This is a genomic window from Roseovarius sp. D0-M9 (genome assembly GCF_037083805.1).
Lineage (GTDB): Bacteria > Pseudomonadota > Alphaproteobacteria > Rhodobacterales > Rhodobacteraceae > Roseovarius.
The window spans coordinates 16,882-34,694 of the sequence record NZ_JBAPKZ010000013.1 but is presented as its reverse complement, the minus strand read 5'-3'; the positions used below and the strand labels follow the sequence as shown (position 1 = coordinate 34,694).

The 17,813-nt window shown below is 64.1% G+C and carries 14 protein-coding genes; 8 read left to right on the top strand and 6 right to left on the bottom strand.

What is annotated here, in order from left to right; genetic code table 11:
- Window positions 1-15: 15 nt before the first annotated feature.
- Window positions 16-1,335 carry a peptidoglycan DD-metalloendopeptidase family protein gene (locus tag V8352_RS10385; RefSeq protein ID WP_336424220.1) on the bottom strand — a complete coding sequence of 440 codons (1,320 nt, stop codon included), beginning with the start codon at window positions 1,333-1,335 and terminating at the stop codon, window positions 16-18.
- A gap of 618 nt (window positions 1,336-1,953) precedes the next feature.
- On the opposite strand from V8352_RS10385, the gene V8352_RS10380 reads away from it, so the two are divergent.
- The 5 genes from V8352_RS10380 to V8352_RS10360 all read left to right on the top strand — a co-directional run bounded on the left by V8352_RS10380 (window position 1,954) and on the right by V8352_RS10360 (window position 8,556).
- Window positions 1,954-2,940 carry a TAXI family TRAP transporter solute-binding subunit gene (locus V8352_RS10380; RefSeq protein WP_336424219.1) on the top strand — a complete coding sequence of 329 codons (987 nt, stop codon included), beginning with the start codon at window positions 1,954-1,956 and terminating at the stop codon, window positions 2,938-2,940.
- Window positions 2,940-3,404 carry a DUF1850 domain-containing protein gene (locus V8352_RS10375; protein ID WP_336424218.1) on the top strand — a complete coding sequence of 155 codons (465 nt, stop codon included), beginning with the start codon at window positions 2,940-2,942 and terminating at the stop codon, window positions 3,402-3,404. The genes V8352_RS10380 and V8352_RS10375 overlap by 1 nt, the downstream gene beginning before the upstream one ends.
- Entirely contained in the window at window positions 3,404-5,413 is a 2,010-nt protein-coding gene (locus V8352_RS10370; RefSeq protein WP_336424217.1) for a TRAP transporter permease, read from the top strand. Before V8352_RS10375 ends, V8352_RS10370 begins: the two co-directional genes overlap by 1 nt.
- Before the next feature lie 63 nt (window positions 5,414-5,476).
- On the top strand, window positions 5,477-7,213 hold the full coding sequence (locus V8352_RS10365; protein ID WP_336424216.1) for a sensor histidine kinase: 1,737 nt from the start codon (window positions 5,477-5,479) through the stop codon (window positions 7,211-7,213).
- Window positions 7,210-8,556 (top strand): sigma-54-dependent transcriptional regulator, encoded by a 1,347-nt coding sequence (locus tag V8352_RS10360; protein ID WP_336424215.1) that lies wholly within the window; start codon window positions 7,210-7,212, stop codon window positions 8,554-8,556. Before V8352_RS10365 ends, V8352_RS10360 begins: the two co-directional genes overlap by 4 nt.
- Before the next feature lie 100 nt (window positions 8,557-8,656).
- On the opposite strand, the gene V8352_RS10355 is transcribed toward V8352_RS10360, so the two are convergent.
- The 3 genes from V8352_RS10355 to V8352_RS10345 are packed head-to-tail and all read right to left on the bottom strand — an operon-like array spanning window position 8,657 to window position 11,593.
- On the bottom strand, window positions 8,657-9,394 hold the full coding sequence (locus tag V8352_RS10355) for a maleate cis-trans isomerase family protein (RefSeq protein ID WP_336424214.1): 738 nt from the start codon (window positions 9,392-9,394) through the stop codon (window positions 8,657-8,659).
- The gene (locus V8352_RS10350) at window positions 9,391-10,557 is read right to left on the bottom strand and encodes a M24 family metallopeptidase (RefSeq protein ID WP_336424213.1); all 1,167 of its coding nucleotides are present in this window, start codon (window positions 10,555-10,557) and stop codon (window positions 9,391-9,393) included. Before V8352_RS10350 ends, V8352_RS10355 begins: the two co-directional genes overlap by 4 nt.
- Entirely contained in the window at window positions 10,550-11,593 is a 1,044-nt protein-coding gene (locus V8352_RS10345; RefSeq protein WP_336424212.1) for a pyridoxal-phosphate dependent enzyme, read from the bottom strand. The genes V8352_RS10350 and V8352_RS10345 overlap by 8 nt, the downstream gene beginning before the upstream one ends.
- A 171-nt stretch (window positions 11,594-11,764) precedes the next feature.
- Between V8352_RS10345 and V8352_RS10340 the strand changes: the two genes are divergently transcribed.
- Window positions 11,765-12,226 (top strand): Lrp/AsnC family transcriptional regulator, encoded by a 462-nt coding sequence (locus V8352_RS10340; protein WP_336424211.1) that lies wholly within the window; start codon window positions 11,765-11,767, stop codon window positions 12,224-12,226.
- Between the two features lie 106 nt (window positions 12,227-12,332).
- Here V8352_RS10340 and V8352_RS10335 read toward each other — a convergent pair whose 3' ends face one another.
- Window positions 12,333-13,250 (bottom strand): Hint domain-containing protein, encoded by a 918-nt coding sequence (locus V8352_RS10335; RefSeq protein WP_336424210.1) that lies wholly within the window; start codon window positions 13,248-13,250, stop codon window positions 12,333-12,335.
- A 165-nt stretch (window positions 13,251-13,415) separates the two neighbouring features.
- Entirely contained in the window at window positions 13,416-15,461 is a 2,046-nt protein-coding gene (locus tag V8352_RS10330) for a TonB-dependent receptor domain-containing protein (protein WP_336424209.1), read from the bottom strand.
- Window positions 15,462-15,661: 200 nt separating this feature from the next.
- On the opposite strand from V8352_RS10330, the gene V8352_RS10325 reads away from it, so the two are divergent.
- Complete coding sequence (locus tag V8352_RS10325) at window positions 15,662-16,714, top strand: hemin-degrading factor (protein ID WP_336424208.1); 1,053 nt, start codon at window positions 15,662-15,664, stop codon at window positions 16,712-16,714.
- 192 nt (window positions 16,715-16,906) lie between these two features.
- Entirely contained in the window at window positions 16,907-17,812 is a 906-nt protein-coding gene (locus tag V8352_RS10320) for a heme/hemin ABC transporter substrate-binding protein (protein ID WP_336424207.1), read from the top strand.
- Window position 17,813 lies beyond the last annotated feature (1 nt).

The window sequence follows — 17,813 nt, the reverse complement described above, 5'->3', positions numbered from 1 at the left end:
CACGAACGCAGAATGCTATCCATCTGCCGCCGCCAGCAGCGCTGCAAGCTGATCCCGCGCGGCGTCGATTGATATAGGGGAATCCACATGAGGTGTTCCATCCCCAATCCGCGACAAATGCGTATCCGTAAGTGGCGGCACAGGGCTGCCTTCGACAAGCACCTCGTAGTGCAGATGCGGTGCCGTGGAGGTGCCCGTTGATCCCACATCACCGATTTTCTGCCCCGCCGGGATCCGCTGGCCGACTTGCAGCGTCTCGTTCACTGCACTCAAATGCGCATAGATGGTCTTTATGTCCTGCGCGTGGTCAATCTCGACCATGAGGCCATAGCCGCTTTTTTGCCCCATGAACGAGATTCGGCCCGCCTGCGTTGCATGGACCGTGGCCCCAAGCTCGGCGGCGAAATCCACGCCGCTGTGCATCCGCACGTATCCGTGGATCGGATGCTTGCGCGGGCCGAAGGCGGAACTGAGGCGCGCGCCCCTGATCGGCTGATCGAACGTCAGGATCAGATCATCATCCTTGAAAATGCTGGTGCGGCTGGACCCGTCTTCGGGCCAAATGACCTCATAGCGTTCTTCCCCCAGATCAAGCTCGGCAAAGTTTATGGTCGGCTCGCCAATCACGCGGTCGCCCAAACGGTTCTCTCGCCAGGCAATACGCATAAGCTCACCGCCGACAAGCGCGCGCCGAAGATCGAGCGTGCCCGCAAAAACCAGCTCCAGATCGGTGGCGAACCGAGTGGGGATTCCGGCATCTTCCAATGCGGCGTATATGGAGTTTTCGATCTCGGTCTCGCCGGCTTGGCGAATGCTCTCAAGCGTGGGCGGCGCCACGCGCACAGAGGGCTCTGCACCGAAGGCCGCGTGAATGTTCACGCCGTCATCAACTTCCAGCGTGGCATTTTTCGCCCGGCCGTCTGCCGTGATCTCAAGGGCAAGCGTGTGGCCTGGCTTCAGCCGTCTCAGGTCGAATTCGGAGCCAATCGCACCGGACACTTCGGCGCGGGCAACCGCGTCGAGGCCAGCATCGGCGAGAAGCACGTCGAGATTCTCCCCCGGCTCGACAGCCCGCGACCAGTTCGAGACCTCCGTGGAAACTTCTGCGTCCGAAGGCCGGGCGTCTTGTGGCTCTTCTGCCAAGGCTTCGGCGGGCTGTTCCGCAGGCTCAGGGCCATCGGGGCCCGTGTCCGCAGGCGGGGCGATGTCTGGTGCATCTATCGATGGCGTGAGCAGGGCATCGACCGGGACTTGCGTCTGGCGCGCCTCTCGGAACGACAGGGTCGCAGCAACGCAGACAGTAACGATCAGTGCCGTCCAGTATCTCAATCTCATCGGGTTTTCGCTGCCTGCCGTTTTCTTGTCGCTGTTCGGGATCGCCTATGGCCGGCCAGTGCCGCGCCAACTCGCCTGTGACACATGTTCCGCATGACGTGACCCGTTGCCTGAGATGCCGCATGATCAGGTTGGCTGAGGAGTGCCGCCCATCGCGGCGGACACTAACGGCGCGGGCAACGCCCCGCAACCTGTGGACCGCCGCAGTGGCTACCATTTGCCGGTTGCACCCCCGCCTCATGGCGGGGTCGAACCCGGAAGACCGCGCGCCATGGACGACCGAACGTTTGGAGGGCAAGGCGCGCGTCGATGTCGCTGGCCTATCAAGGCGTGCCTGAAGGCTCATCGAGCAACTCCCGTTACGGCGGGACGTCCAAAGCCTCATTGGCTGCGATCAGGAGGAGCAGAGCCGATTTGGCTGGCGGGGGGCCGCTTTTGCCGGGCCGCAGTGTGGGCAACGGGCGAATTCTTGCCTTCGCGGTGGCGAGCGCTTGCCATGGAATTTTGCCTTTGCGGCAGGAAATCTATCCACCTTCCCTCGAAATTCTGCGAGACTGCGCATATCGCGGGAGGAAAACGCGTGACGACGACACGACAAATATGTCCAGGGAGGACACCATGCTGAACACTATTTTTCGCGGGCCAAAGGGCCTGATCGGAACGGCGGCACTGGCCGCGATGAGCCTTGGCGCACCGGCGCTGGCACAACAACAGCTTTCCATCGCCACGGGCGGCACCGGCGGGGTGTATTACCCCATGGGTGGCGGACTGGCCGAGGTCATCAACGCCAACGTCGACGACTATTCGGCAACGGCCGAGGTCACGGGTGCGTCGGTCGAGAACATGGGCCTGATCGCCACGGGCGATGCAGACCTGGCCATCGGTCTGGCGGACACCGTGGCGCAGGCCCACACCGGCACCGGCCGCTTCGAGGGCCAGCAACTGCCGATGGTGCGCGGTCTGGCGTCGCTTTATGCCAACATGGTGCATATCGTTGCCCTTGAGAGCAGCGGGATCACGAGCCTTTCCGATCTGCGCGGCAAGCGCGTGTCGATCGGCGCGCCCGGGTCCGGCACCGAGGTCAATACCGCCGCCATCCTTTCGGCCAACGGCATTTCCTATGACGATATCGACGAACAGCGGCTGAACTTCAACGAAACCGCCGATGCGCTGTCCAATGGCGATATCGACGTGGGCTTCTGGTCTGTCGGTGCGCCGACCTCTTCGGTGCTCAACCTTGCCACCACGCAGGACATCGTGATGATCGCGCTGACCGAGGAAGAGCTGGCCGCGGCCATGGAAGAAGACAGCACTTTTGCAAAAACCACCCTGAAGGGCGGCAGCTATACCGGGATCGACGAAGACATCACTGTCTTGGGCATTCCCAACGTGCTGGCGGTATCCTCGGAAATGTCCGATGATCTGGCTTATTCCATCACCAAGGCGATGTTTGAAAACATCTCGGACTTGCAGGCCGTCCATCCGGCGGCGAACGAGACCACGGTCGAGTTCACCATGTCCGCCACGCCCGTGCCGCTGCATCCCGGTGCGATCCGGTACTACGAAGAAGCAGGCGCCACCATTCCGGACGACCTGCGCCCGTGATGCAATGGCTGGGAGGAGGGCTTGGCGCCCTCCTTCTGTCTGTCTCTCTCCCTGCCACGGCGGAGACTCTGGTCGCCACAAGGGCGGATGGCCGGCAGATCGCGCGCTTTGCCGTGCCGGACGGGGGTGAGTGGTGCGTGCTCTGGCATCACTCGGTCAAGGGTTTCGAGGTGTCCGACTGCTACGAGAACCGGGGCGGAAAAATGGTCCTGACTTGGTCGCATCTGCCTGATTTCGCGGCGGGACTGGATCACATTCCCGGTCGCGGGCGGCAGGTGTCGGACGGACAGGGCGGCTATTTCATTCTTGATATCGACGAGGCGGTTCCGGGCAATGCCTATGTGCTGCGGCCGGGCGCGGGTCCGGTCGATCATCGGCTGCAAGTGGGTGACAGGGTTGTGTCCCTGTCCGCCGTTGCCCCGCGCGAACGCGTGCGGATTTCACTGACAAGGAACGAAGACTGATGACGATGGACACCGATCTGGCCACCTCTGCGGCACCGCAGCCGCGCATCGTCCTGCGCGCCATCATGGTGATCGGGATCGCGCTGTCGCTGTTCCAACTCTACGCGGCGGGGGTGCAGCCGCTGGGCCTCTTCTTTCAGCGGCCCATTCACCTTGGCTTCATTCTGGTGCTGTGTTTCCTGATCTATCCGGTCTTCGGCCGCGACCGCCCACGCGGGGGGCTGGGCTGGGTCATCGACGGCGCGCTGATCCTCGCCGGGATTGCGGCCGGGGCGTGGGTGCCGATGAACATCGACATCATTGCCAACCAGATCTTTCCACGCGACATCGACATCTGGATGGGCATCCTGACCGTCCTCGTGGTGCTGGAAGGCGCGCGCCGCGCCGTCGGGCTTGGCATGACGATCATCGGCGCGGCCTTTCTGGCCTATGCCTTTGCGGGCAACCGGGGCGAGCTGCCTTTTCTGGCTGACTGGATGCCCGGTATCCTGAACCACCGGGGCTATTCGCTGGACCGTGTGGCCAGCCAGATGACGCTGGGGGCCGAGGGTATCTTTGGCATCCCGCTGGGGGTCGCGGCGACGTTCGTGTTCATTTTCGTGCTGTTCGGGGCTTTTCTCGAAGCCACCGGCGCGGGCAAGTTCTTTATCGATCTGGCCTATGCCGCCACCGGTCGCCAGCGCGGCGGGCCAGCCAAGGCGGCGGTCATCGCCAGCGCGGGCATGGGGTCGATCAGCGGCAGTGCGATTGCCAATGTGGTCACAACCGGCGCCTTTACCATTCCGCTGATGAAGAAACTCGGCTACCGGCCCGCGCAGGCGGGCGGGATCGAGGCCGCAGCATCGACCGGCGGGCAGATCATGCCGCCGCTGATGGGCGCGGGCGCCTTCCTGATGAGCGAGTTCACACGGATGCCTTACGTGGACATCGTGCTGGTCTCGATCTTTCCAGCGGTGCTCTACTTCGGGGTGGTCTACCTGCTGGTGCATATCGCCGCCGTCAAACAGGGCATGACGGGGCTGGCAGCCGTGGACCTGCCCAGCACCCGCAAGGTGCTGGCCGAAGGTTGGCATTTCCTGTTGCCACTGATCGCGCTGGTGGCGCTGCTGGTGGCTGGATACTCGCCCATGCGGGTCGGCTTCTATGCGATCTTGTCGATCATGGCGGCGGCATCGGCCAAGGCGCTGTGGAGCTATGCGACCACCGGCCCCACAGGGGCCGGTTTCACGGCGATGTGCCGCCGTGGCATCCGTCTGACGCTCGATGCGCTGGAGCTGGGCGCGCGCAACGCGGTTGCGGTGTCCATGGCCTGCGCCGTGGCAGGGATCATCGTGGGCGTCGTGGGGCTGACCGGGCTGGGCCTGAAGTTCTCGGCCATGATGATTGCGTTTTCGGGTGGCAATCTTTTGCTGGCGCTGCTTTTGGTGGTGATCGCCAGCCTGATCCTCGGCATGGGCCTGCCGGTGACGGCGGCCTACATCGTGCTGATCATCCTCGTTGGCCCCGCACTGACCGAGGAATTCGGCCTGCCGATCCTGATCGCACATCTGGTCGTCTTCTGGTATTCACAAGACAGCAACGTCACCCCGCCTGTAGCCCTCGCCGGTTTCGCCGGAGCGGCCATCGCGGGATCGAAACCGATGGAAACCAGCGTTCAGGCGTGGAAATACGCCAAGGGCCTCTACCTGATCCCGCTGTTCATGGTATTCAATCAGGAAATCATCCTTGGCGGCCCCCTGCCGCTGGTGCTGTGGAGCGGGGCGATCGCCATCCTTGGGCTCGTGGCCTTTGCCGCGGTGCTCGAAGCGTTCTTGTGGCGCCCGATGCAGCTGTGGATGCGTGTGCTATTGATGCCGGGCATTGTCGCGCTCTTCTGGCCAAACCTGACCGTGGAAATTGCCGGCGCCATCCTGATCGGGGTGCTGCTGGCGATCAACTGGATGCAATACCGCGGGGATACGGCGACATCAGACGGGCCTGCCCTGCGGCCCGGTTCGCACCAATCATGACGCCGTGATGCAGCGGGGGCCCAGCGCCAGCACCAAGACCCAAGGCACGGGGTGGATCGAGGCATGACCTTGGTCCGCCCCTTGATTTTAGCCTGCCTGTCGGCGGTTCTGGTCTGGTTTGTCGCGCAGGCCATCGCGCTTGGAACCGCGCGGCAGGAGCTGGACCAGACCCTGCTGCTGACCACGCGCGCGGTCGAGGCCGAGCTGGACCGCCTGCGCGCCTTGCCGGCCATCGCCGCCGAAGACGCCCGCATCCGGGGCGCGCTGTCCGCCGAAGGCTCGCTTCAGGACGCCAACACCTATCTGGAAACGGTCGCGGCACATGCCGGTGCCGACGAGCTCTTTCTGATCGACGCGTCCGGCCAGACAATCGCCGCCTCCAACTGGAACGGTTCGGGCAGCTTCGTGGGCGAAAACTATGCCTTTCGTCCCTATTTTCAGGACGCCCTCGCCACGGGCCACGGCCAGTTCTATGCCATTGGAGTAACAACGGGCGTGCCGGGGTATTTCCTGTCCGCCCGTATCGATGTCGGGGGCGAGGTGGGCGTCATGGTGGTCAAGCTGGACTTGCGGCCCCTTCAGGCGACATGGCGTGCTGCCGAAGCGGATGTGGCGCTGGCCGATGAGCATGGCATCGTCTTTCTGTCGGCGCGCCCCGATTGGCAATACCGCCCGCTCGTCGATCTGGCGCCCGATGTGCTGGACCAACTTGTAGCCTCGCGGGCCTACGAGAATGTCGGTCTGGGAACGACCACCCCCCTCTTGTCGGCACCGCCCGCCGGGGCCGATGCCAATGGGGCCGGTTGGATCGCGCGCCTTGCCCCGGTGCCCGCGACCGGCGGGCAGGTCATCGCCGCGCGCCCGACACGCGGCTTGCAGCTGTTGGCGCTGGGATGGGCCGTTCTTGCAGCCCTTGCCACGCTTGCCATCGCCGCTGCGCTCAAGGCATGGGAGCAACGCCGCCAGATCATCGCCCTGCGCCTGTCGCAGTCGGAAAAGCTGGAAGCCATGGTCATCGACCGCACTGCCGATCTGGCCCGCGAGATCGAGGCCCGCAGTCAGGCAGAAGCCGACCTTCGAGCCACGCAGGAGGCCCTTGTTCATACCGAGAAGATGGCCGCCATGGGCCGAATGTCCGCCGCGATCGTGCATGAGATCAGCCAGCCGCTGGCCGCGATGGAGGCGACGCTCTCGGCGGCAGAGATGGGAATGCCCGCCGGAGACACGGCAACCGCCACGAGGATCGCCAAGGCGCGCGACATGATCCGCCGCATGCAGCGCACCACCAAGCATCTGAAAAGCTTTGCCCGCAAGGAGACCGCCGAGCTGAAGCTAATCGACCTGCGCGCGCCCCTGAAGTCGGCTGTTGATCTGGTTTTGCCTCGCGCTCAGGTGGTCGGCGTGACGCCCCGATTGCACCTGCCCGATACCTGCGTGCCCGTCATGGCCGGTGCCGTGCGCATCGAACAGGTCGTGGCGAACCTTTTGCTGAACGCTCTGGACGCCGTCGACGGCATGCCGGATGCGCAGATTGCCGTCACTCTGACAGCCTCGGGCGGCCAAACCCGGATCACGGTCTGCGATAACGGCGCGGGGATCGCCGAAAGCGATCTGCCCCGTGTGACGGACCCTTTCTTTTCGACCAAGATGGCCAGCGAGGGCCTCGGACTTGGCCTCGCCATCTGCAAGGCGATCCTTGCTGATTTCGGCGGAACGCTTGATATCCTGTCCACACCGCAAGAGGGCACGCAAGTTACTGTGGCCCTGCCCCTTGCCGTTCGAGAGGAACCAGATCGATGACCGCTTGCATTCATATCGTGGACGACGACACCGACCACCTGTCGGCCTTGTGCGATCTGGTGGCCACCGCAGGCTATGATGTCAGGGCTTTTGAGGGCGCAAGGGACGCGCTCGCGGCGCTTGGCGATTGCCCCGATATGGTCATCAGCGATCTGCGGATGCCGGGAATGGACGGCATCGGCCTGCTCAAGGCGGTCAGGGAACAGACGCCAGACGTCCCGGTGGTTTTGCTGACCGGGCATGGCGATGTGGCGCATGCCGTCGAGGCGATCCGCGCAGGTGCCGAGGACTTTCTGGAAAAACCCTACGACTCCGCGCACCTCTTGTCCGTCATTCGGCGCACACTTGACGCGCAGGCCGCCCGCAACGAGGTCGTGCGCTTGCAACAGGTTCTGGCGGAACGTGACAAGACCAGCATTCTGGGCAAATCGCGGGCCATGCGCGGATTGCGTGACCGCATCGCGGCACTCGCTTCGGTCGATCTGGATGTGGTCATCACCGGCGAGACCGGCACCGGCAAGGAACTGGCCGCGCGCGCGATCCATGGCGGAAGCCTGCGCGCCGATGGCCCCTTTGTCGCGCTGAACTGTGCCGCCCTGCCCGAGGCGATGGCCGAAACCATCCTCTTTGGCCACGGCGCGGGCGCGTTCGCCCATGACGCCGGGGGGCGGGCGGGCAAGCTTGAGGCCGCCCATGGCGGGACGCTGATGCTGGACGAGGTCGAGACGATGCCCGAGACCATTCAGGCCAAGCTGCTGCGCGTCTTGCAAGAACGCATGATCGAGCGGATCGGAGAAACCCAGCCGCGCCCGCTGGATATCCGGGTGATCGCCACGACCAAGACGCCGCTTCGATTGCTCGACAGCTTTCGGTCGGATCTCTTTTACCGGCTGGCCGGGACCGAGCTTGTCACACCGGCCCTGCGCGAGGCGGGCGAGGATATTCCCCTGATCTTTGCGCATTACGCCCAGCTGGCCGCGCGCCGCTATGGCCGCGCCGACCCTGACGTGCCTTGGCCGATGCAACAAAAGCTGAAGCGCCTCGCGTGGCCCGGCAATGTCCGTGAGTTGAAGGCCAGCGCCGAAGCCTATGCGCTTGGGCTCTTTGATGCGCCTGGCCCTGCCAGCCCGCCGTCTGCCGCGCCGCCAACGGGCGCCTTGACGCTGGCTGACCGCGTGGCCGAGTTCGAAACGCGAGAGATCGCGGCGGTGTTGGAGGCCCATGCAGGCAACACGCTGCGTGCGGCCGAAACGCTGGGGCTTCCGCGCCGGACCCTCAACGACAAGATGCGCCGCTACGGCCTCTCTTCGGACCTCGGCGCCAGAGGCGGCCCGATGAGCTGAGACGCTGCGGGAGCGACGGGCTTTTGCGAAGGAATGAAATAAGATTGCAAACCTGCGCCCTGCTGGCTCTGGGCGCTCTGCGGCCTTATCACCGGGTATATCACCCGTCCCGCGTGCCGTGCCCATCCAGAGGTGGCGCCATCCCCGCAAGGACAGCCATGTGCCATGCAAGGCATTGGTTCGAGCTGAGCACTGGCAAGCCAAGCTCACGGGCCAGCGGCCCCAGAATGCCGAGCGTGCGCAGATTGGTGCAGGACAGGAATATCCCGTCCAGCGTGTTGCGGCGCGCCAGATCGCGCGCGGCCGAAGCGATGGAGGCCGGCGCGATGCGGGCGACGCGCGCCTCGATTTCCTCGCCAAACGACAGCGTATCCGGCACCTCGATCCCTCCGGCCTCGAACGCCGCGCGGATCGGGCCCGCGACGCTCGCGATATAGGGCGAAATGATGCCGATCCGCCTCAAACCCAAGGCACGGCAATGCGCCAGCGCGGCGCTGAGCGGGTCGGTCGTGGCGTGGGTTTGGGTGGCCGCCGCGATCAGATCGCGCACCCGTTCAGCACCGATCAGCGTCGTGCCCGAGGTGCAGGCATAGCCGACCACATCAAACGGCTGCGAAGCGGGCAGCAGGCTGGCGGCGACGGGCAGCGCGGCTTCCATGGCGGCAATCGTGGAGGGAGTCAGTTCGGCCCCCGAAGGCACCCGGCTGACATGAAGCCGGGCCTCGTCCGGGCCAAAGAGACGGCGAAAATCCTGCTCGATGGTTTCATCGGCCTGTAGAACGATCAGGCCAAGGCGCGGCAAGGCATCCTGCTGCAAGACATAGGGAAAAGCGCTCATGAGAGGATTACCGGCAATTCCGAAGGGGCGCGGCGCGACAAAAGCTCCGCGCCGTCCTCGCGCAGGACGATGTTTTCCTCATGCACCATGATGCGCCCGTCGCCCGTCACGCAGCCCGGCTCAAGCGTCAGAACCATGCCCGCGCGCAGGGGCGTTTGATCCAATGGCGTGAACGAGGGCCATTCTGTCAACGTCACGCCCAGCCCATGGCCCAGCCGGCCAGCCGATGGTGCCATGCTGCGCCTTTGCAGCCCCTCGCCGAGCATCCTGTGCACGTCGCAGGCACGCAGGCCGGGGCGCAGCCCGGCCAATGTCTCCTCAGTGGCCTGCCACAGCGCGGCATGCGCGCGGCGTGCAGGACCCGAGGCAGGGCCAATTGCGAAATTCCGGTCGAAATCGCAGAAATACCCATCCCTTACTGCGCCCGTGTCCAGCATCAGCACATCACCTTGCTGCAAGCGCTGCGGGCCTGCAGGCGAGATCACGTCGCCGTATCCGTCCGGCCCCGCGCCACCTGCGACATAGCTGACCCAATCTGCCCCCTCGGCCAAGAGCGCAATCTGAAAGCTGCGGAACACCTCCGCCAAGGACTGCCCCGCCTTTGCGAACTCCGGCACGCGGTCAAAGGCACGAGCCGCGATGGCGCAGGTTTCTCGAATTTTCGTGATCTCGGCCTCGGATTTGATCTCCCGCACCCTGTGGACGCAATCGGTGGCGTCCACAAAGCTCCGCGGGGCGAGCCGCGCGGCGAGCGTCTCGAACCCCGCCAGAGGCATGCGCAGGTGCGTCTCCTGCCCCATTGGCAGGCCGATCCGCCCACCTTCTGGCACCGCCTCTGCCAGTGCATCGGCAAGCAGGGTGATGCCATCGTCGCGTGGATCGGGCGCCTGCCATGTGCGAATGTCGCGCAGCCATGTGCGCCCCATCAGGTCTGCCCCGATGGTGGGTATCACCGCCACCGGATCGCCCGCCTGCGGCACCACCACGAACCAGGGCCGCGCCGGGCTCTCCCAGAACCGGGTCAGAAAACCCGTCGTGTAAAAGATGTCGGCAGGCGCGCTTAGCAAAAGCGCATTTAGCTCGCCTTGGGCCATACCCGCCTGCAGGCGGTCAATGCGCGCGCGATACTCCTGTGCGGGGAAAATCATGGATCGCTCAGCCATCCTCGGGCCCCTCGCTGAGGATGACCAGAGCCCGCGCATCCGGCGGCAATCCCGGCCCGGCCAATATCGCCGCAACCCCTGCCCCGCCCGACGCGGTCGTCGGCAGGCCATGTTCGGCCAGAAGATCGGCCCCACTGATCGCCTCGGCCTCGGAAATGGTGACAAAGAGGTCCGCATCGCGCGCCAGACCATTCGCCGCGATCATCGACGGCGTCTTGCAGTCCAGCCGACCCATGCAGGATGCGGGCCCGCTGGTGTCGACCACGCGGCCCGCGCGGATGCTGTCTATCAGTGCCGGTGCTGCCTCCGGCTCGACCACGATGATCTGGGGCCCCTCGCCCCAGACCATGCGCGCATGGGCCGCGACCGCTGCGGCCAGCCCCCCGACGCCTGCTTGCAGCAGGATGTGTGTGGGGGGCTGGTCGATTTGCGCCGCAGCCTCGGCCGCCAGTTGCAGATACCCCTCCATCACGCGCAAAGGCAGTTCGGTGTATCCGGGCCATGAGCTATCCGACAGAAGGGTCCAGCCGTGCGCCTGTGCATCGGCGGCGGCGGCCTGCATGCTGGCCTCGTAATGCGCGCCCGCGCGCACGACCGCGGCACCTTTGTCTTGCAGGCGTTTGGCAAAGGCTTCGGGCACGGTTTCGGCAAGGTAGACCACTGCCCGCGCCCCGAACAAGCGCGCCCCGGCGGCGACGGACAACCCGTGATTGCCCGCGCTGGCGGTGACATAGACACGCCCCTGAAGCGCCGTGCAAAGATCGCCCGCCCCCATGGCGGCGGCCTCGCGGGCGATGGCATGGGCTGCGCCAAGCGCCTTGAAACTGCCAAGGCCCATGCGCGCACGTTCATCCTTCAGCCACAGCTGCGCGATGCCCAGTCTGGCCGCCAGCTTCGGCTCCTGGCGCAGGGGTGTTGGCGCATGGGCCGGGCAGCGTTGCAGAAGGTCGGCCACGCCGCTCGCATCGGCCAAAGGCAACGGCCCTGCCCCGTCCAGCCCCCGCCCGCGCCACGGATTGTGCAAATGTTGGCCCATGTTCCCTCCCGTCAGATCATGCGGAGCGTAGCGCATTTCGCGGCCATCAAGGCAGACATCTGAGGCCCGTTCGGGCCGAATTTCGGACGTTTTGGCCTGATGCGCCCCAATTATCGGACAGCGGCGCAGATGGGCGTTTGATTTTAGCCGATTCTAAGCGATCACGTATGAATGGACAGATTCGACGCCCTCATCCTGAATGCCCTGCAATCGAATGCCCGCGTCACCGCCGAGGCTTTGTCGCCGCAAGTGGGCCTGTCGCCTGATGCCTGTCGCAAGCGGCTGGCGCGCCTGCGGGGTTCGGACGTCATCGAGGCCGAAATCGCTATCCTCGACCCCGCCCACGTCGGTCGCGGGCTTATCCTGATCGTCGAGGTCACGCTTCAGGCCGAGCGCAAGGCCGATCTGGATCGCTTCAAGGCTGCGATGCAGGCCGCTCCGGAGGTGATGCAATGCTATTATGTCACCGGGGACGCCGATTTCATCCTGATCTTGTCTGCCCGCGACATGGCGGATTTTGAAAGCTTCACCCACCGCCATTTCCTTGCCGAGGAAAACGTCCTGCGATTTCGCACCAGCGTTGTCATGGATCGCGTCAAGACCGGATTTTCGATCCCTGTCGAATGTGATTGAGACGCGCAGGTGCAGGCGTGCCGCGTCACCGCAACCGTCCTGTCCGGGGCGCGCTGATCGACTGGCGCCCTTTGGGCGGCACCAATCTTGCATTCGGAGCTTGCGATCAAAGCACCGCCAGAACCGCTGCGTCCTTTGCACGGGCCACCGGGCGCGCAGTCTGCCGCGCCACCTCTGCAAAGCTGTGCAGGTCGGGGAACAGGCGGCGCAATTCTTCGCAGGCCTCCGCACTCTGTTGGTCTTGATTAAGATCCGGAAGATAGCTTTCCGACGGGATGCCTGCGGCCCAGATGATCTCGTGATTGGCAAAGAGCAGATGGAAATACTCCACCGCGCCGCCCTCGTGAACATAGATCGTGTCGCCATTCACCAGATGCTTGGCAGCGACCAACAGTTCGTCCTCGCCAAACAGTAGCTCGGCCCGCCAGTCGCAAATCAGCATCCGGTGATTTTGCGAGACCATCAGGTCCGCATCATTGCCCAGCGCCCCCTTGCAGATGCGAACCGGTGCGTTCCGGCCCCGCGCCGTGTAGCTTTCGCGGCTGATCAGCAGGACGGGTTGCGCGCCGTGGTCGCGGGTGACCACCAGGTCGCCGACCTTTAGCGCCTCGATCGCGCGCGGCCCATCGGGCGTCAGGATCATCGTGCCACGGGTGAAACAGGTGGGCGTCAGCGACGATAGCGGGATCTGCGTGCTGTTGTTCACGAAGGTCGATCTGACGAATGTGGCGTCTTGCAGGATCGTGCCGTCTGTCGGCGTAAACACCGCTGGCCCGCCCGAGACATAGAATGTCACGCCTTCGATGACCACTTCACCCTGACCGGGAATATCCACCGTGATCGTATCGCCCACCCAGACACTCGTCACCGTCAAGCCATTGAAGCTATCGCCCGCAGTGGTGCTGATGAAGCCATCATCGTTCTGATCGATGAAGCCGAAATTCTGAACGGTCAAAGCCGCTCCGCCCCCAGGCGGATTGCCCGGATCCATCACGAAAAACTGGTCTGTATAGGGTGTTGGCATCTGCCCGCCTGCAAACTTTTACTCACTTCGTGTAATTTCAGAAAATTCGGATCAGATTAGGACGCAAATCAGTCTTTGTCGGGGCCGATCTGGCGGATCTGGCCGGGGCCGCGTCCCATCCGGCCGGGGCGAACGCCGGGGCCACAGACCCCGGCATCCAAAGCTTCAGAATGTCTTGGTCAGCGACACCTTGAATGTTCTGCCCGGCGCTTTTCTGGTGGGTGAGGACAAATGGCCCACATAGTCGTCATCAAGCAGGTTCTCGACACCGAAACGGACCTCGGTGCCTGCAGCCCAGCTTTGCTCCGGGCGCCATGTCGCGCGCAGATTGTGCACCGTGTTGTCCGGCAGATCAGCGTTGAGGGCATCGCGCCGGTCTGCGGCGTGGACAACCTCCCAGCTCAGATCCAGCGCATCGTCCCATTTCTTGCCAACGGTCAGTTGCACACGGTCCGCTGGGCTGTTGCGCCAGGTCGTGCTCGTGCGATCCGGGTTGACCTCGGTTCCGTCGCCGAGGTGCCCGGCAAGGTCGAAATAGACGCCGCTTGCCATTCCGTAGGAGGCTTCGAGTTCGACCCCGCGCGACTCCACGCTGTCCAATTCGGACCCTGTCGAGCCAGCAACGGTATAGCTGGTCACGTCCCAAAGCTCTGTCTGATAGACGTTGCCACGAATGGTAAAGCTGTCGCCCTGCGCGAAGACATCGACGCCAGTGTATTCCGCCCCGATCTCGAACGTGTGCGATTTTTCGGACATGCCGATGCGGCGCAGGGCCGTGGCGGTGGTGCCCAGATCGTCGATGATCGGCAGGCCCTCGGTGTAGGCGGCACTGCCAAAGACCGACAGGCCATTGCCAAAATCATATGCCAAGGCCAGACCGCCCATCAGCGCGTCTTTTTCATAGTTATCTGGCACGCCGGCCAGCGGCACCGAACTTTCGATCCGGGAATGCTCATAGCGCAGCGCCGGCGTCGCGGTGAATTGCCCGATGGACATCTCGTCCACCACGAAGATGGCAAAGCGCCGATCCTCGCCGCCAGGCGAACTGGCCGCGTCCAGTCGTTCCTTGCGGATCACCTCGCCGCCGGCGAGCATGTCATGCGCAACCGCGCCGGTGTTGAAAATCGCACGGTTCGAGACGGTCAGCTTGGTCGTCTGATAGCGATTGTCGGCGCAGATCACCGCTGTAAACGGGCTGGCGCAAAATGCCGCGACGCTCTGCCCGCCCTGAAAGGGCGAGCTGCCGTCGATATAATCCACGTCAATCTTCTGATCGGCGTAGGAAAGGTTTGCGCGCAGATCAATCAGATCGCTCGCCGGGTTATAGCGGTATTCCGCGACCGCCTGACTGGTATCAGTGCGCCGGTCCACGCGGCCGAAACTGCCAGCCGTCGTCTCGAACTGATCGTATGGCACGTCCTTGTCGTCGGCGACCGTTTCGGAATAGCTGAGTGTCAGCGATTGCGCGTCATCCTCTCCGAAGGTGAATTTGCCCTTGGCCAGCCACGATGGCGTGCGGAACGATGAATTGCCGATAGTGGTGCCGTCGCCAGCCTTAAGGTCGCCCTGATCGCGCAGCGTATAATTCAGCAGGAATTCAACACCGTCGGTCGGCATCCACGCGAGGTTGGTCGAGGTCGCCCAGCCGTCCCCGTTCGAGCTGTATTCCAGCGTTTGCGAGCCGCCAAAGCCCGGCACGCCGCCAGTAAAATCGCTGGCGTCCTTCGTCTCCAGCTTGACGACACCGCCGACGATACCCGACCCGTAGGCAAAGCTGCCGATGGTGCCGCGCAGAACTTCGACCTGCCGATACAGCATCGGATCCGTGAAGAGCTGCGTGCCGATCCGGTAGAGTTCTTCGGAGCCGACACTGGCGCCGTCGATCTGAACGGCGATCTTCTGATCCGAGCCAAAGGTCGTGTTGGCACCAAACCCGCGAATGTTGATGCCCGATCCTTGCGGTGTCGTGCCGTTGACCAGCGTGACACCGGGCACCGAGTCGATCAGCTGCGCGACGGTGCTGGCCTGCCGGTCCTTGATCTCTTCCTCGTCGACCACGGTCCGGGCAAGGGCCGTGCCATAGCTGAGGTCTCGTTTTCCGCCGGTCAGAACAAGGGTTCCGAGAAAACCGGGGTCATCTTGTGCTGCAGCCGTAGCGGCCACAGACAAGCAGACAAGCGCGGTCGTGCCGCGCAGGAGTGGGGTGAGCATATGCGCCATCCTTCATGCGTTTCTTGCCGTAGCTTGCGAGGGCTGGCGCGGCTGTTTTGGAGATTTGTCGATAAACCGTATCGCGATGGGTTGCAGCGTTAACCTTACCATACTAAAACAGTCAAGTAATTTGAGACAGCCACGCACCAGATTTATTCGGGCGCAGCCATCGGACCGCAAAACCAACTCCGAGGACGCCCATGAACGACACAGCCGCTGTCACCCCGCAAGATATTCGCACCTATCAAGTGGAAAACCCGAAACTGCGTGCCCGCGATCTGGCCGACAAGCTCGGCATATCCAAGGCACAACTGGTGGCGGCCCATGTCGGCCAGACCGCCACGCGAATCGCCGCACATCCTGACGGCCTCATTCCTGCTGCCGAAAAACTGGGCGAGGTCATGGCTCTGACGCGCGTCGATGCCTGCGTGCATGAAAAGGTCGGCCAATACGGCAACTACCATCCGGGCCAACATGCCGCGATGACACTGACCGAAGATATCGACTTGCGCATCTTTCCCTCGCATTGGGTCCACGCCTTCGCACTCGAAACGCCGTCCGAGCAGGGCCCGCGTCGTTCGCTCCAGATCTTTGATGCGGCGGGCGATGCGGTACACAAGATCCATCTGCGAGAGGCGTCCCGACATAAGGATTGGCTGGAGATCGTCACCGATCTGGCCGTCGCAGATCAGTCGACGGATTTCGTGGCGGCGCCCCGCGCGCCGGTCGAGGCGGCCAAATCCAATCCGGACAAGGTGGATATCCTGCGTGAAGAGTGGGCAAAACTGACCGACACGCATCAGTTTCTGCGCCTGTGCTCGAAACTGAGGATGAACCGGCTTGGGGCCTACCGCATCGCTGGGGCACCCTATGTGCGGCAGCTTGAACCGGCGGCCGCAGATGCCATGCTGACCGCTGTCCGCGACGCCGGAATCGAGGTGATGATCTTTGTAGGCAATCGCGGATGCATTCAGATCCACACCGGGCCAATCGGAAAACTGCACCCCATGGGGCCGTGGCAGAACGTGATGGACCCCGGCTTCAACCTGCATCTGCGGCTGGACAAGGTGGCCGAGGTCTGGGCCGTCGACAAGCCGACGCAGCGCGGGCCTGCCGTTTCGGTCGAAGCCTTCGATGCGATGGGCGGTCTGATCTTTCAGGTGTTCGGCGTCGGCAAGGAAGGCCGCAATTCGCGCGCCGATTGGGAGCGCATCGTCGCGGCCCTGCCTACGAGGGACTTCGCCCCTGCCTGAGCAGTTTTCCTGAGCGCCCTGGCCCCACCATTTGCCGGCAGGGCGCGCCATTCGGACACTCCACTCAGTTTCTTGGGCGCAGCACGCGCACGGATCAATGAAATCAGGGCTGCTGCCATCATGGGCCGGGCAAGGTGGCCGGCCGGGCAGCCGGATCGCGCACTGCCGCGATCAGTCAAAGGAGAATGAAACATGACACGCAATTGCAAGGGGCGCGGCAGGTCTGCGCTTTGCACCGGGGCCTGGACAGCCGTTTTCGTCACCTTTAGCGGCCTTGCGGCGCCCGCGCAGCAAGTCGATGAGACGCCGGCGCCACAGGCTGACGTGCTGTCGATCGGCGGCGCGGTCACCGAAATCGTCGCCGCCCTTGGCCAGCAGCACCGCCTCAAGGCGCGCGACGCCACATCCAGCTACCCGCCCGAGGTCAGCGAACTGCCCGACGTGGGCTACATGCGGGCCCTGTCACCCGAAGGCGTGCTGTCGGTCGGCCCCGCGCTTATTCTGGCCGAAGAGGGCGCCGGGCCGCCCGAGGCGCTTCAGGTGATCCGCGCGGCGGATGTGGAATTCGTGGAAGTGCCCGACGCGCTGACCGCAGAGGGCATCGGGCGCAAGATCGAGATCATCGGCGCAGCGCTGAATGTGCCAGACCGGGCGTCCCGGCTGTCGGCAGAGGTGGCGGCGTCGATGGACGCGGCCATGACCGACTCCGCGCGTGCCGAGGCAGACAAGAAGCGCGTGCTCTTCGTGCTGTCCACGCAAGGCGGCAAGATCAACGCCTCTGGCACCGGCACGGCGGCGGATGCGATCATTCGCATGGCGGGGGGCGTGAATGCGCTCACCGGGTATGAGGGCTACAAGCAACTCACCGACGAGGCGGTCGGGCTGGCCGCGCCGGACGTGATCCTGATGATGGACCGGGGCGGCGATCATGGCGCACCCGATGACGAGCTTCTGGCCATGCCCGCGATCACCCTGACGCCCGCGGCGCAGACCCGGTCGGTCGTGCGCATGGACAGCTTGCTGTTGCTGGGGTTCGGGCCGCGCACAGCCGAGGCCATTCGTCGCCTCAACGACGCCCTCTACGGGCAGGGTGCTTGAT

What these genes read in the sequence shown, in the direction of transcription:
- V8352_RS10385 (WP_336424220.1), bottom strand. Translation starts at nt 1,335, where the DNA reads ATGAGATTGAGATACTGGACGGCACTGATCGTTACTGTCTGCGTTGCT.
- V8352_RS10380 (WP_336424219.1), top strand. Translation starts at nt 1,954, where the DNA reads ATGCTGAACACTATTTTTCGCGGGCCAAAGGGCCTGATCGGAACGGCG.
- V8352_RS10375 (WP_336424218.1), top strand. Translation starts at nt 2,940, where the DNA reads ATGCAATGGCTGGGAGGAGGGCTTGGCGCCCTCCTTCTGTCTGTCTCT.
- V8352_RS10370 (WP_336424217.1), top strand. Translation starts at nt 3,404, where the DNA reads ATGACGATGGACACCGATCTGGCCACCTCTGCGGCACCGCAGCCGCGC.
- V8352_RS10365 (WP_336424216.1), top strand. Translation starts at nt 5,477, where the DNA reads ATGACCTTGGTCCGCCCCTTGATTTTAGCCTGCCTGTCGGCGGTTCTG.
- V8352_RS10360 (WP_336424215.1), top strand. Translation starts at nt 7,210, where the DNA reads ATGACCGCTTGCATTCATATCGTGGACGACGACACCGACCACCTGTCG.
- V8352_RS10355 (WP_336424214.1), bottom strand. Translation starts at nt 9,394, where the DNA reads ATGAGCGCTTTTCCCTATGTCTTGCAGCAGGATGCCTTGCCGCGCCTT.
- V8352_RS10350 (WP_336424213.1), bottom strand. Translation starts at nt 10,557, where the DNA reads ATGGCTGAGCGATCCATGATTTTCCCCGCACAGGAGTATCGCGCGCGC.
- V8352_RS10345 (WP_336424212.1), bottom strand. Translation starts at nt 11,593, where the DNA reads ATGGGCCAACATTTGCACAATCCGTGGCGCGGGCGGGGGCTGGACGGG.
- V8352_RS10340 (WP_336424211.1), top strand. Translation starts at nt 11,765, where the DNA reads ATGGACAGATTCGACGCCCTCATCCTGAATGCCCTGCAATCGAATGCC.
- V8352_RS10335 (WP_336424210.1), bottom strand. Translation starts at nt 13,250, where the DNA reads ATGCCAACACCCTATACAGACCAGTTTTTCGTGATGGATCCGGGCAAT.
- V8352_RS10330 (WP_336424209.1), bottom strand. Translation starts at nt 15,461, where the DNA reads ATGCTCACCCCACTCCTGCGCGGCACGACCGCGCTTGTCTGCTTGTCT.
- V8352_RS10325 (WP_336424208.1), top strand. Translation starts at nt 15,662, where the DNA reads ATGAACGACACAGCCGCTGTCACCCCGCAAGATATTCGCACCTATCAA.
- V8352_RS10320 (WP_336424207.1), top strand. Translation starts at nt 16,907, where the DNA reads ATGACACGCAATTGCAAGGGGCGCGGCAGGTCTGCGCTTTGCACCGGG.